General features: G+C 70.5%; 11 protein-coding genes. 10 read left to right on the forward strand and 1 reads right to left on the reverse strand.

All coding sequences use genetic code 11. The features are described from left to right. Nucleotides 1-42: 42 nt before the first annotated feature. The 9 genes from ACFO8M_RS08505 to ACFO8M_RS08545 are packed head-to-tail and all read left to right on the forward strand — an operon-like array spanning nt 43 to nt 10,853. Entirely contained in the window at nt 43-1,872 is a 1,830-nt protein-coding gene (locus tag ACFO8M_RS08505; protein ID WP_387973291.1) for an ABC transporter substrate-binding protein, read from the forward strand. Further along, entirely contained in the window at nt 1,869-2,918 is a 1,050-nt protein-coding gene (locus ACFO8M_RS08510; RefSeq protein ID WP_387973294.1) for an ABC transporter permease, read from the forward strand. Before ACFO8M_RS08505 ends, ACFO8M_RS08510 begins: the two co-directional genes overlap by 4 nt. Continuing rightward, the gene (locus ACFO8M_RS08515) at nt 2,915-3,823 is read left to right on the forward strand and encodes an ABC transporter permease (RefSeq protein WP_387973298.1); all 909 of its coding nucleotides are present in this window, start codon (nt 2,915-2,917) and stop codon (nt 3,821-3,823) included. Before ACFO8M_RS08510 ends, ACFO8M_RS08515 begins: the two co-directional genes overlap by 4 nt. Beyond that, nucleotides 3,820-4,800, forward strand: a complete 981-nt coding sequence (locus ACFO8M_RS08520) for an ABC transporter ATP-binding protein (protein WP_387973301.1) — start codon at nt 3,820-3,822, stop codon at nt 4,798-4,800. Before ACFO8M_RS08515 ends, ACFO8M_RS08520 begins: the two co-directional genes overlap by 4 nt. After that, nucleotides 4,787-5,803, forward strand: coding sequence for an ABC transporter ATP-binding protein (locus ACFO8M_RS08525; protein WP_387973305.1), 1,017 nt, complete (start codon nt 4,787-4,789; stop codon nt 5,801-5,803). Before ACFO8M_RS08520 ends, ACFO8M_RS08525 begins: the two co-directional genes overlap by 14 nt. Then, nucleotides 5,800-6,627 (forward strand): M55 family metallopeptidase, encoded by an 828-nt coding sequence (locus tag ACFO8M_RS08530; protein ID WP_387973308.1) that lies wholly within the window; start codon nt 5,800-5,802, stop codon nt 6,625-6,627. Before ACFO8M_RS08525 ends, ACFO8M_RS08530 begins: the two co-directional genes overlap by 4 nt. Further along, entirely contained in the window at nt 6,620-7,933 is a 1,314-nt protein-coding gene (locus ACFO8M_RS08535) for a M20/M25/M40 family metallo-hydrolase (RefSeq protein WP_387973311.1), read from the forward strand. The genes ACFO8M_RS08530 and ACFO8M_RS08535 overlap by 8 nt, the downstream gene beginning before the upstream one ends. A gap of 14 nt (nt 7,934-7,947) precedes the next feature. Then, nucleotides 7,948-9,933 (forward strand): alpha/beta hydrolase family protein, encoded by a 1,986-nt coding sequence (locus ACFO8M_RS08540; protein ID WP_387973314.1) that lies wholly within the window; start codon nt 7,948-7,950, stop codon nt 9,931-9,933. Further along, nucleotides 9,930-10,853 carry a S66 peptidase family protein gene (locus ACFO8M_RS08545; RefSeq protein WP_387973316.1) on the forward strand — a complete coding sequence of 308 codons (924 nt, stop codon included), beginning with the start codon at nt 9,930-9,932 and terminating at the stop codon, nt 10,851-10,853. Before ACFO8M_RS08540 ends, ACFO8M_RS08545 begins: the two co-directional genes overlap by 4 nt. 6 nt (nt 10,854-10,859) lie before the next feature. Here ACFO8M_RS08545 and ACFO8M_RS08550 read toward each other — a convergent pair whose 3' ends face one another. Then, complete coding sequence (locus ACFO8M_RS08550; protein ID WP_387973319.1) at nt 10,860-12,032, reverse strand: nucleoside 2-deoxyribosyltransferase domain-containing protein; 1,173 nt, start codon at nt 12,030-12,032, stop codon at nt 10,860-10,862. Nucleotides 12,033-12,279: 247 nt separating this feature from the next. Between ACFO8M_RS08550 and ACFO8M_RS08555 the strand changes: the two genes are divergently transcribed. Beyond that, nucleotides 12,280-14,061 carry a glycoside hydrolase family 3 protein gene (locus ACFO8M_RS08555; RefSeq protein WP_387973322.1) on the forward strand — a complete coding sequence of 594 codons (1,782 nt, stop codon included), beginning with the start codon at nt 12,280-12,282 and terminating at the stop codon, nt 14,059-14,061. Nucleotides 14,062-14,066 lie beyond the last annotated feature (5 nt).

Below are 14,066 nucleotides of genomic sequence, written 5' to 3' on the forward strand. Positions count from 1 at the left end.
GCGCGCCCGTCTCCTGGAATCGAATGCGAGGACTTGCACCCCATGAATCCCCATGCCCTGATACGGCGGTTCCTCTCCGCCGTGGCCGCGCTGACGCTGTCGGCCGGTGCGCTCGCGGTGGCCTCGCCCAGCGCCGCAGCCCAAGAGAACGACGTCGACAGCCTCTTGATCGCCACGAACCAGGAGGTCGACACCTTCAACCCGTTCAAGCGGCGGTTCGTCATCACCTACGAGACCAGCATGATGACGTACGAGACGCTGGTGCGGATCGGCGCCGAGGGCTACGAGCCGACCCCGGGCCTGGCGACCGAGTGGGAGGAGTCCGAGGACGGTCTGACGTGGACGTTCAAGATCCGCGAGGGCGCCACCTGGTCCGACGGCGAGCCGCTGACGGCCGATGACGTCGCCTACACGTACGGCCTGCTCATCGAGAACCAGGCGATCCGCGACTGGAACATCGACTTCGCGGCGAACCTGGTGAGCGCCGAGGCGCCCGACGAGTCCACGTTCGTGCTGACGCTGGCCGAGCCGGCCCCGGCCGAGGTGCTGAGCCGCGAGGTGTACGTCGTCCCCGAGCACATCTGGTCCCAGTACGCCGATCCTTCGGCGGACGACGCGAACGAGCTGCCGCTGGTGGGCTCGGGCCCGTTCCAGGTCACTGAGTACAAGACCGACGAGTTCATCCGGCTCGAGGCCAATGAGGACTACTGGGAGGGCGCGCCGGGCTTCGACGAGGTCGTCTACGACTACTACGTCGAGACCGACGCGGCCGTGGCCGCGCTCGAGGCCGGTGACGTCGACATCGTCGGCAACGGCATGCAGGGCGGGCTGAACCCGGCCCAGATCGGCGCGCTCGAAAGCCAAGACCATGTGACCACCAATGACGTGCAGGGCCGCCGGTACGTGTCGCTCACGATCAACCACGGCACGGTCACGCAGGACGGCACCGAGTTCGGCGACGGGCATCCGGCACTGAAGGACCCGGTGGTGCGCCAGGCGCTGCACACCGCGATCGACAAGCAGGCCCTCGTGGACACCGTCCTCGACGGCAGCGGCACACCCGCGACCTCGCTGATCCCGTCGCTGTTCGAGCAGTGGCATTGGGACGGCGGCGACGCCTTGGTCGAGTTCGACATCGCCGAGGCGAACCGGATGCTCGACGAGGCCGGGTACGCGCGCGGCGATGACGGCATCCGGACGATGCCGGGCGGCGGGGAGCGGTTGAGCTTCCGGTTCTACCACCACGCCGACAACACCGCGTACGCCACCATCGTGGACTTCGTGTCCGAGTGGTGGGCCGAGCTGGGCATCGAGACCAAGCCCGAGGCGATCGAGCAGGGCAGCCTGAACGACCTGGCGTACCTGGGCGAGTTCGACATCGCGTTCTCCGGTTGGGGCGTGGGCCCGAACCCGACCGAGCAGCTGGGCATGCACACCTGCGCGGTGCTGCCGACCCTCACCGACGGTTCGGAGCGCTCGAGCGAGAACTCCTACTGCAACGCCGAGTTCGACGCGCTCCACGCGCAGCAGAAGGTCGAGTCCGACCCGGACGCCCGGGCCGAGCTGGTGAAGCGGCAGCAGGAGCTGCTCTACACGGACGCACCGGTGATCTGGCTGTACTACCAGAACGTGCTCGAGGCGTACAACCACGACCGCGTGACCGGCATGACCACGCAGCCCGAGGGCGGCATGGTCACCGGCCAGCAGGGCTTCACGTGGTCGTACTACACCGCGCAGCCCATGGACGCCGAGGAGACCGGCGGCGTCCCGATGTGGGTGTGGATCGCGATCGGCGCGGCCGTGATCGTCGCGGCGGCCGGCGCGGCCGTGTTCGTGATGCGGCGCAAGAAGACGGCTGACGAGCGCGAATGACGGACAGTTCCCTACCCGCGGACGGGGCCTCGGTCGAGGCCCCGTCCGCGGGGCGTTCCTCGAAGCGGACCTCGAGCGGCTTCGGCCGGTACGTGCTCAGGCACGTCGGCGGGGCGGCCGTGTCACTCCTGTTGGTGCTGTTCTCCTCGTTCTTCATCTTCCGGCTCATCGCCGGGGACCCGATCGACCAGCTCACCAAGGAGCGGCCGGTCACGCCCGAGCAGCGCGCCGCGATGCGGGCCGAAATGGGGCTCGACGAGCCGCTGTGGCAGCAGTTCTGGGATTACATCGCCGGGACGCTCACCATGGACCTCGGCGAGTCCTTCCAGTACCGCCGCCCGATCTTCGACCTCATCGTGGAGCGGCTCCCGGCCACACTCCTGCTGTCCGGCACCGGGATGGTGCTCGCGGTCCTGCTCGGCTTCTGGATCGGGACGCGCTCGGGCTGGAAGCAGGGCAGCCGGTTCGACAAGGGACACGTCACGGCCGGGCTGCTCCTGTACTCGGCGCCGACGTTCTGGCTCGGCATGATCGTGATCCTGGTCTTCGCCCGCTACCTGGGGATCTTTCCCGTCAACGGGATGCGCTCGCCGAGCACGCCGCCGGACTTCTGGTCGCAGGCGCTCGACATCGGCCACCACCTGGTGCTGCCGGTGCTCACCTACACGGCGGTCGTCTACGCCGGGTACCTCATGATCATGCGGTCCTCTATTTTGGACGAGATCGGCAGCGACTACCTGACCACGGCCCGCGCCAAGGGCTTGCGCGACGACGAGGTGCGGCAGAAGCACGCCGTGCCGAACGCGCTGCTGCCCACCGTGACGCTCGTGTTCCTCGCGCTCGGATCGGTCGTCAACGGCTCCATCGTCACCGAAGCGGTCTTCAGCTGGCCCGGCCTCGGCAGCCTCTTCGTGCAGTCGATCTTCTACCCCGACCGGCCCGTGCTCCAGGCGCTGTTCGTGCTCTTCTCGAGCTCCACCATCCTCGCGGTGCTGTGCGCCGAGATCCTCTACTGGTTCATCGATCCCAGGATTCGCAGGTCATGACGACTACAACAGTCTCACCGGGCGCCCTCAGACGGGCGCGGCGGCGGCAGTCCTTCGCCCGGTCCTGGGCCGCCTACCGCAGCCAGCGCACCGGCATGATCGGCCTGGTCCTCTTGGGCGCCATCGTGGTCCTAGCGATCAGCGCGCCGATCCTCATCGACGAGTCGGCGCTCTCGGTCACGCAGGCCACCGGCGGGCGCATGGAACCGCCGAGCGCCGCGTTCCCGCTCGGCACCGACGAGACGGGCCGGTCGGTCCTGGCGCTCACACTCTGGGGCTCGCGCCTGTCGCTCCTCATCGGACTGACGGCCACCGTGGTGGCGATCCTCATCGGCACCGCCGTCGGCGTCACCAGCGGCCACGTGGGCGGCTGGTACGGCTGGATCGCGCTGCGCGTCTCCGACTGGTTCATGGTGCTGCCCAGCCTGGTCGTGGCCATCGCGCTGCTGGCCGTGCTCGGCCGGAGCATGGCCACCACGATCACCGTCATCGCGCTCGTCTCGTGGTCGGGCACGACCCGGCTCGTGCGGGCGCAGACCCTGACGGTGCAGTCCCGACCGTTCCTCGAGCGCGCCAAGGCACTCGGCGCCGGGCACTGGCACCTGATGAGCAAGCACATCCTCCCGAACGTGCTGCCGCTGGTGCTCGCCAGCGCCACCTTGCTGGTGCCCTCCGCGATCCTCATGGAATCGTCCCTGGCATGGCTCGGCCTGGGCGACCCGAGCGTGGTGTCCTGGGGTTCGATCCTCAACCGCGCCTCCGACAACGGTGCGGTCTCGGCGCACGCGTGGTGGTACCTGCTGCCGCCGGGCCTGGCGATCCTGCTGGTCGTGCTCGCGTTCATGATGTGCGGGCGGGCCCTGGAGGCCGTGTTCAATCCGAGGCTGCGAGGTGAGCAGTCGTGACGCTGCTGGAGTTCAAGGACCTGCGGGTGACCTACACCGGTTCGCGCGGACGCATCCCGGCCGTGCGCGGCGTGGACCTGACCGTGGACGCCGGAGAGACGCTCGGCATCGCGGGCGAGTCCGGTTGCGGGAAGTCGACACTGGCGATGGCGGTGCTGCGGCTGCTGCCCAAGAGCGCCGAAGTCAGCGGAGAGATCCTGCTCAACGGTGAGAACCTGCTCGCGATGGGCTGGGGGCGGCTGCGGGCGGTGCGCTGGACCGGCGCGTCGATCGTGTTCCAAGGGGCGATGCACTCGCTCAACGCGGTGCACCGGATCGGACGGCAGGTGGCCGAGCCGATCCTGGTGCACGAGAAGACGACTCCCGCTGACGCCGCGAAACGCGCCGAAGCGCTGCTGGAACGCGTCGGGCTGCCGCCTTCGCGGGCCCGCAGCTTCCCGCACGAGCTCTCGGGCGGACAGCGCCAGCGCGTGATGATCGCGATGGCGCTCGCGTGCGACCCCGACCTCATCATCGCCGACGAGGCCACGACGGCTCTCGACGTGATGGTGCAGGCCCAAGTGCTGCAGTTGATCTCGGACCTCGTCACCGAACGCGGCGTGGGACTGATGATGATCAGCCACGACCTTTCAGTGCTGTCGGCCGTGTGCGACCGGGCCGCGGTGATGTACGCGGGCCGGATCGTCGAGCAGGGCCCCGCCCACGAGGTGTTCGCGAACGCGCGCCACCCGTATTCGGCGGCGCTCGGCGCGGCGTTCCCGGTGATCGGCGACCCGGCCGCGCGCAAGAAGCCCGGTGGCCTCGCCGGCGACCCGCCGGACCCGGTGCGGCTGCCCGAAGGCTGCTCGTTCCGGCCGCGGTGCGCGGTGGCGGTGGAACGGTGCGGCGAGTCCTCGCCGGAGCTGCTCGAGGTCGGGCCCGCGCGGATCAGTGCGTGTTTCGTCGCCCAGGAAGGTGAACCCGTTGTCGTCCAATAGCACTGCGTCCAATGAAAAGGTGCTGACCGCCAGGGAGCTGCGGGTCGAGTTCGGCCTGCCGGGCGGGCGGGTCGCGCGCGCCGTGGACGGGGTGGACCTCGACGTGGCGCCGGGCGAGATCGTGGCGCTGGCGGGCGAGTCCGGTTGCGGCAAGACCACGTTGGCGCGCACACTGCTCGGTCTGGAGCGCCCCACGGGCGGGACCGTGGCGTTCGGCGGGGAGCCGCTGCGCTTCTCGACCAAGGCGCTCAAGGCGTACCGGCGGCAGGTGCAGCTGGTGCTGCAGGACCCGACCGGTGCGCTGAACCCGCGGCACACGGTCTACGACGCGGTGGCCGAGGGCCTGCGCATCCACGGGATCACCGACGACGAGCCCGGGAGGGTCGCCGAGGCGCTCTCGCGCGCGGGCCTGCGCCCGCCCGAGCAGTTCTTCCTCGCGTACCCGCACGAGCTCTCGGGCGGCCAGCGCCAGCGCGTGGTCATCGCCGGGGCGCTGGTGCTGCAGCCGAGCCTGCTGGTCGCGGACGAACCGGTGGCGTCCCTGGACGCTTCCGTGCGCGGCGAGATCCTCTCGCTGCTGTTGCGACTCAAAGAAGAGCAGGGCCTCGGGGCACTGGTGATCACGCACGACCTCGGTCTGGCGTGGAGCATCGCGGACCGGATCGCGATCATGTACCTGGGCCGGATCGTGGAGCAGGGCCCCGTCGAGCAGGTGCTCACGGCGCCGCGGCACCCGTACACGCGGGCGCTCGTGTCGGTCCTCCCCGACTCCCCTGTCGCGGAACCGATCGTGCTCGCCGGTGAACTGCCGGACGCGTCGAAGATCCCCGGCGGGTGCCGGTTCCGGCCCCGCTGCCAGGAAGTGGCCTCGGGCAACGCCGCCGAGGTGCTGCACCAGTGCGGGAGCGAGGACCTGAAGATCCTTGGGCCCGAGGCGAAACCGCACCTGGTCGCGTGCCATCTCGACCGGGAGTTGCACGAAAGTGCGAAGATGGCGGTGTGAAAATCCTGATCAGCGCCGATATGGAAGGCGCAACCGGCGTCACCTGCCCCGACGACGTGCTGCCGGGAGGTCCCGGCTGGGAACGGATGCGGCCCTTGTTCACCGACGAGGTGAACGCCGCCGTGGAGGGGCTGCACCGAGGCGGTGCGCGCGAGATCATCGTCAACGACGCGCACTGGTCGATGCGCAACCTCATGCCCGAGCGGTTCGAATGGCCGGCCACCGTGATCAGCGGCCGCCACAAGGATCTCTCCATGATGGAGGGTGTACGGGGCGCGGATGCGGTGGTGTTCCTCGGCTACCACGCCGGAGCGGGCCTGGAGGGCGTGCTCGCGCACACCTACCTGGCGAACACGATCACCGGTGTGTGGCTCGACGGGGTGCGCGCCAGCGAAGGCCGCTTGAACGCGGCCCTCGCCGCCGAATTCGGGGTCCCGGTGATCATGGTGACCGGCGACGACAAGACGATCGAGGACGCGAAGGGCTACGCGCCCAAGGCGGTCGGCATCGCGGTCAAGGACTACATCTCGCGGTACTCGGCCGCGTGCCGGACCCCGAAGTGGGCGATCCGGGCGATCCGCAAGGGCGCGGCCGAAGCGGTGGCGCTGGCCGGGCGGCGCGATCCCGTGGAGGCGGGGCCGCACCGGATCGAGGTCGAGTTCGACGCCGAGCACCTGGCCGGCGCGGTGACGGTGATCCCGGGTGTGGAGCGCGAGGGCGAGCGGCGGATCGCGTTCGAACTGCCGACGATGTACGAGGCCATCCGGTGCTTCAAGGCCGTCACGACGATCGCCTCGGCGGCGATGGAGGAGCAGTATGGGTGAGCCGATCGATGCGGTCGCTCTCGATGAGGTCGTTCGCTTCACGTCGGAGCTGATCAGGATCGACACCACCAATCACGGTGGCGGGGACGGGAACGAGCGGGAGGCCGCCGAGTACGCGGCCGCGAGGCTGGCCGAGGTCGGCGTCGAGGCGCAGATCGTGGAGAAGGCCCCGAACCGCTCCAATGTGGTCGCCCGGATCGAGGGGACCGACCCTGACGCCGATGCGCTGCTCGTGCACGGCCATCTCGACGTGGTGCCGGCCGAGGCCGCCGACTGGAGCGTCCACCCGTTCTCCGGCGAGATCCGCGACGGGATGCTATGGGGCCGCGGGGCTATCGACATGAAGAGCATGGACGCGATGGTCCTGGCGGCCGTGCGGGCCTGGGCGAGGGCCGGGGTCCGGCCGCGGCGGCCGATCGTCGTGGCGTTCACCGCCGACGAGGAGGCCAGCGCCGAGTACGGCGCGGGGTACCTCGCCGCAGCGCACGCGGACCTGTTCGCTGACTGTACCGAGGGCGTCTCGGAGTCGGGCGGATTCACCTTCCACGGCGGGAACGGCCTGCGGCTCTATCCGATCGGGGCGGGCGAGCGGGGGACGGCGTGGCTGCGGCTCTCGGCTTCGGGTACGGCCGGTCACGGTTCGAAGACCAACCCGGACAACGCTGTCAGCAAGCTCGCGGCCGCGATCGCGAGGATCGGCGCGCACGAGTGGCCGCTGCGGCTGACGCCGACGGTGCGGGCGGCGCTCCACGAGCTGGCCGACATCTATGGCGCGGAACCGGACCTGGACGACGTCGACGGTTTGCTGGCGAAGCTCGGCCCGGCCGCGCAGTTGATCGAATCGACGCTGCGCAACAGTGCGAACCCCACGGTGCTGCAGGCGGGGTACAAGGTGAACGTGATCCCCGAGCATGCGTTCGCCGAAGTGGACGGTCGGGTGGTGCCGGGCGGCGAGGCCGAATTCGAGGCCACGATGGATGAACTGTGCGGGCCTGACGTGGACTGGGAGTACCAGCACCGCACGCAGCCGCTGAGTGCGCCGGTCGACTCCCCTACGTTCGCGGCGATGCGCGCGGCGATCGCGAAGTTCGATCCGGAGGGCCGGCCGGTGCCGTTCTGCATGTCCGGCGGCACCGACGCGAAGCAGTTCGCGCAGCTCGGCATCACCGGCTACGGCTTCTCGCCGCTGGGGCAGAGCGCCGAGCTCGGATACGGGCGGCTCGCGCACGGTGTCGACGAGCGGGTGCCGGTCGACGGGTTGCATTTCGGACTGCGAGTGCTGGACGACTTCCTGCGGAACGCATAGAGGAGAACACCGCGATGGTGCAGCAATCCCCTTACGGCGCTTGGGAGTCCCCCATCACCGTCGACTTGGTCGCGGCCGCGGACGGGCGGCCGGGGTTCCTCGGCGCGGTCGGCGATGAGCTGTGGTGGACCGAGCCGCGTCCCGAGGAGGGCGGGCGGCGGACCCTGGTGCGGCGCCGCGCGGACGGCACGGCCGCATCGGTCCTGCCCGCGCCTTGGAACGTGCGCAGCCGCGTCCACGAGTACGGCGGCATGCCATGGGCGGGGTTCGCGAGCGAGGACGGTCCTCGCGTGGTCTTCGCGAACTTCGCCGACCAGCGGCTGTACGCGTTCGAGCCGGACGGCGGCGGCGAGCCGCGCCCGCTCACGCCGGTCGGGGCGGTCCCGAGCGGCCTGCGCTGGTGCGAGCCGATGATCATGGAGGAGTTCGGGGAGGTCTGGGCGGTCCTGGAGGAGTTCACCGGGGGCCGGCCCACCGACGTGCGCAGGATGCTCGCAGCGGTGCCGCTCGACGGTTCCGCCGCGCACGACCGGGCGAAGGTCCGCGAGCTGACCGACGACGCCAACCGGTTCGTGGCCGGGCCGAAGCTGCATCCGGAGGGCGGCGCGATCGCGTGGATCGCGTGGAACCACCCGCACATGCCTTGGGACGAGACCGAAGTGTGGCTGGCTTCGGTCGACGAGGACGGTGTCCTCTCGCGTCCCCGCCGGATCGCGGGAGTGCACGACCAGTCGGTGGCGCAGATCGAATGGTCCAACAGGAGCGAGCTCATCTACGCGGGTGACCGGGGCGGCTGGTGGAACCTGCACTGGGTCGACGTGTACGACAACGAGCACGGGACGGTCCACGCCGCCGAGGAGGAGTTCGCCGGCCCGATGTGGACGCTCGGGCAGCCGTGGTTCCAGATCCTCGCCAGCGGCGACATCGCGGCGGTCCACGGCAGGGGCGAGAGCCGGCTCGGGATCTTCGACGCCTGGGAGCGCAAGTTGAACCCGGTCGAGGGCCCGTGGACCGACTGGGCCGCGGGGATCTGCGCGGTCGGCGACAAGGTCTACGGCATGGCCGCGAGCCCGAGCACGGGATATGCGGTGGTCGAGGTCGACACCGTCAAGGGCACGGCGAAGGTGGTCGCCGCCGCGCACGAGGACCGGGTCGACCCCGGCTGGTACCCCTTCCCTGAGCACCGGACGTTCACGTCCCCGGAGGGGCGTGACGTCCATGCGCACGTCTACGCGCCGCGGAACCCGGAGTTCGAAGGGCCCCAGGGCGAGAAGCCGCCCTATGCGGTGTGGGTCCACGGTGGGCCGACCAGTCACGTGCGGGCGGTGCTCGACATGGAGCTGGCCTACTTCACGTCGCGCGGCATCGGCGTGGTCGAGGTGAACTACGGCGGGTCGACGGGCTACGGCCGCGAGTACCGGGAGCGGCTGCGCGAGCGGTGGGGCGAGGTGGACGTGGAGGACTGCGCGACCGTGGCGAGGGCCCTCGCGGCCGAGGGCACCGCCGATCCGGCGCGGCTCGCGATCCGCGGCGGCAGCGCCGGGGGCTGGACGGCGGCCGCGTCGCTCACCTCGCCTGCGACCCGTGGGGTCTACGCGTGCGCGGTGGTGAAGTACCCGATCCTCGACCTCTCGGGCTGGAGCGGGAACGACACGCACGATTTCGAATCGCAGTACGTGTACTCGCTCGTGGGCCCGCCCGGGGTCCTCGAAGAGCGCTCGATCGAGCGGTCCCCCGTGCACCACGCCGAGGACATCGAGGTGCCGTTCATCCTGCTGCAGGGCTTGGAGGACGAGATCTGCCCGCCCGCGCAGGCCGAGAAGCTCCTTGCGCGCGTTGCGGGCAAGGGCGTCCCGCACGCCTACCGCACGTACGAGGGCGAGCAGCACGGCTTCCGGCGCGACTCGACCATCGTGGACGCGGTGCTCGCCGAGCACGCCCTGTACGCGCAGGTCTTCGGGTTCCCCGGCCCCGACTTCACACTGGAGCTGAAGCCTTGAGCCTCAAGGAACTGCGCCGTCCGCGGCGGCTCGTCCCGGGCGACCGGGTCGCGATCGTCTCGCCCGCGAGCCCCACTCCCCCGGGCGGCATGGACGCCGGTCTGGCGGTCCTGCGCAGTTGGGGCCTCGAGCCGGTCCTGATGCCCCATGCGGATTCGACCTGGCACCTGTTCGCGGGGGCCGCCGCCGACCGGGCCACCGATTTCGCGCGGGCGTGGCTGGATCCGTCGTTCGCGGCCGTGATCGCGGCGCGCGGCGGCTACGGCTCGCAGACGATGCTCGAGCACATCGACTGGGAAGCGCTGCGGCAGGTCGAGCCGAAGGCGTTCGTCGGCTTCAGCGACATGACGGCGATGCACGAGGCGATCGCCCTGGAACTGGGGGTGTCCCAGGTCCACGGTCCGATGCCGAGCTGGTCGGCGTTCGCCGAGAACGCCGAGATGCAGGAGCATCTGCGGCTGACCCTGTTCGAACCCGAACGGGTCCGGCGGATCGCCTCGCCCACCGCCAAGCCGATGCGGGGCGGGACGGCCACCGGGGTCACTTTCGGTGGGACCCTGACGATCCTGGCCGCCGAGGCCGGGACCGTCCACCACCGGCGGGACGTCGACGGCGGGCTGCTCCTCCTCGAGGACGTCGGCGAGGCGCCGTACCGCATCGACCGGGCCCTGACGCAGCTGCGGCGGGCCGGGTACTTCGACGGTATCGCCGGGGTCGTGCTCGGTTCCTGGGGCGACTGCGGCCCGTACGAGGCGGTCCGCGAGGTCCTGTACGAGCAGTTCATCGGGATGTTCATCCCGGTCGTGGAGGAGTTCGGCTTCGGCCACTGCGTCCCGGCGCTCACGATCCCGTTGGGGCTCGAGGCGACCTTGGACGCCGACGGCGGGACCCTCGAATTCGAGCGGCCGGCGCTCCAGTGACGCCCCTCAAGCCGCGTTCGGGCGGTTGAGCGCGCGGGCGACCATGCCCAATGTGGACCAGTCGACCAGGGCGCCGTCCAGCATGTCGCCGAAGGTCGTGATCTCGACCCAGGTCCGCTCGGTCTCGCCGACGCCGTTCGCAGTTCCCTGATGCGCGCGAAGCCAATCGAGTTCATCGGCGGTGAGCTCGGCGGCGAACAGGTGCGACCGGTGGGCGGACACCGTCGCGGCGACCTGACGGGCGCCGACGAACCGCATCCGGTCAATGCCCAAGCGCAGACCCGTTTCCTCCCGGACCTCCTCGAGCGCCTGCACGGCGACGTCCGGCTCGTCGCCGCTGCCGCCGGGCAGCTCGTGCACGAACCCGTCCGCCGTCGACGCCGGGGACCGGAACTCGCGCACCAGCACCACGATCGTCGCTTCCGGGCTCGGGCCGGGCCGGTACAGCAGGACCTGGGCGGTGTCGGGTCGCGAGATCACGACCTCGTTCGACTTCACCCGGTCCTCGGCGGCCACGTGGACCTGGACCTGCGCCGCCCAGTAGTGCACGGCCTCGCGGCCGGGCCCGACCCGGAACGTCCACTCCACGCGGGCGCCGACCAACCGGTTCCCGGCGGCGCGCTGGGCGCCGTACCACGACTGGAAGCTGTCGGTGCGCCACACCAGGAGCGGCACGGACCGCTCGCCGCCGGCCCGGCGGGAGCCGGCGTCGACCATGGCGAGAGCGGCATCGGCCGCGCCGCCGAGCGTGTCCGCGACGGGGACGCCGCTGGACGCGGCGAGATGCAGGAGATACTCGTTCTTGGGCGCTCCCACGGGTGCGCCGAAGACGACCTTCCCGGAGTCGTACCAGGCGCCCCATTCGATGTTGGTCGTGAACGCGGGCATGGTGTCCAGGTCGCGCGGTACCCAGAACAGGATCACGTCGGCCGCGTGCAGCCACCGGTGCTCCCACTCGACCTGTCCCGTGTAGTCGGCGAGCACGCCCTCGCGCAGCTCAGGGGTGAAGACGACCAGGCGGCCCTCCTGGCGCCACCGCTCCCGCAGCAGCGCCACCGCCTCGCGGTTCCACGCCGGGACCTCGGCGGATCTGGGGAGGGGTCCGGCGAGGAACACCGCGGCGTCCCACGAATCGGGCGGTGTCTCGTTGGCGTGCACGACGACGACCTCGGATGCCATGCGGGCCCTCTTCTCATTGCGGCGGCGCGATGCAACGCAGCCTACGCGGAGGCGGCCGTTCGAAGGAAGCACCGGGCGGCGGCCGTTCATCATGAAGGAAACGGATCGTTATCGTTCCTTCACTTGAAAATTTGCTCCGCAGCCTTGCCTAGACTTGAAGCTTTCTGCCAGGATGAGCGGATCGGGCCAAAGCCGGTCGAAAAGGGACCTCGCGGCCCGCCCCATCGCTCAGACTGGAGTCCGCTCAATGGAGACCCATCCCCGCCGGACCGTGCTCGCCGCCGCCCTCGGTGCCGCCGCGGCCGCCGCCACCGCCGGTGCCGCCCAGGCTCACGGCGACCGGGGCGCGCAGCGGTTCGCCAAGCGCCGCTTGAAGGCCATGTCGCTGGAAGAGAAGGTCGGCCAGCTCTTCACCGTCTACGCCTACGGACGCACTGCGGACACCCAAGAGGCCGCCGACGTCGCCAAGAACCAGGAGACGCACGGCGTGAACAACGCCGCCGAACTCATCGCCGCTTATAAGGTCGGCGGCATCATCTACTTCGCCTGGTCGAACAATGTCGCGAACCCGGACCAGATCACGGGCCTCTCCAACGGACTCCAGGCAGCGTCCACAGCGGACGGCGGCGACCCGCTGCTCATCGCCACGGACCAGGAGCACGGCCTGGTCGTGCGCATCGGCCCGCCCGCCACGCAACTGCCCGGGGCGATGGCGCTCGGCGCGACCCACGACCCCGGGGCCGCCCGAGACGCCGCCGTCATCAGCGGCGCCGAGCTTCGCGCGATGGGCCTCAACGTGAACTTCGCGCCCGACGCGGACGTCAACGTGAACCCGGCCAACCCGGTGATCGGCGTGCGCTCCTTCGGTTCCGACGCCGAGCACGTCGCCGGGTTCGCCGCCGCGCAAGTGGAGGGCTACCAGGCCCGCGGGGACCTCGCGGCCACCGTCAAGCACTTCCCCGGCCACGGCGACACCGAGGACGACAGCCACACCGACCTGCCGCAGATCGACCACACCTACGAAGAGTGGCAGGAGGTCGACGCGCCGCCGTTCCGGGCCGCGATCGACGCCGGGGTCGGCGCGATCATGAGCGCCCACATCCAGTTCCCCGCCCTCGACCCGACCTTGACGCCCGCGACGCTGTCGAAGCCGATCCTCACCGGACTGCTGCGCGACGAACTGGGCTACGAGGGCGTCATCGTCACCGACTCGCTCGCCATGGAAGGCGTGCGCGAAGGCTACGGCGACGACCGCATTCCGGTGCTCGCGCTGCTCGCCGGGATCGACATGCTGCTCATGCCCGTCGACCTCGACCTGGCGTACAACGCGGTCCTCACCGCCGTCGCCGAGGGCGAGCTGACCGAGAAGCGCATCGACGAGTCGGTCCTGCGGATCCTCTGCCTCAAGTACCGGCTGGGGCTGTACGACGACCCGTATGCCGACCCCGACGCGGTCGCGGAGATCGTCGGCACTGCCGCGAACCTCGAAGCGGCCCAGGCGATCTCGGACCGAACCACGACGCTCGTCACGAATGACGGGACGCTGCCGATCCCCACCGACGGCGGCTCCGTGCTCGTCACCGGCTGGGGCGAGACCACCACCAACGTGCTCACCGCCGAGTTCACGAAGCGCGGCTTCAGCCCGACCCGCGTCGTCACCGGCATCGCGCCCACCCAGGCGCAGATCGACGCCGCCGTCGCGGCGGCCGACGGGAAGGGCTTCATCGTGGTGTCCACCAACGGGGTCGCCGCCAATCCGACCCAAGTGGACCTCGTGAAGGCGCTCGCGGCGACGGGCGTGCCCGTGGTGGCGCTCGGCGTCAGGAACCCGTACGACATCGCGTACTACCCCGACGACGTCAACGCCTACCTCGCGACGTACTCGTACGCCGCCGACGGCCTCGAATCGGCCGTCGCCGTCGTCCTCGGGCATCGCAGCCCGGAAGGGAAGCTCCCGGTGGACATCCCGCGGGCGGACGACCCCGGATCGGTCCTCTTCGGCTTCGGCCACGGCCTCTCGTACGAATAGGGAAT

This window comes from Glycomyces rhizosphaerae (assembly GCF_042647865.1).
Taxonomy (GTDB): Bacteria; Actinomycetota; Actinomycetes; order Mycobacteriales; family Micromonosporaceae; genus Glycomyces; species Glycomyces rhizosphaerae.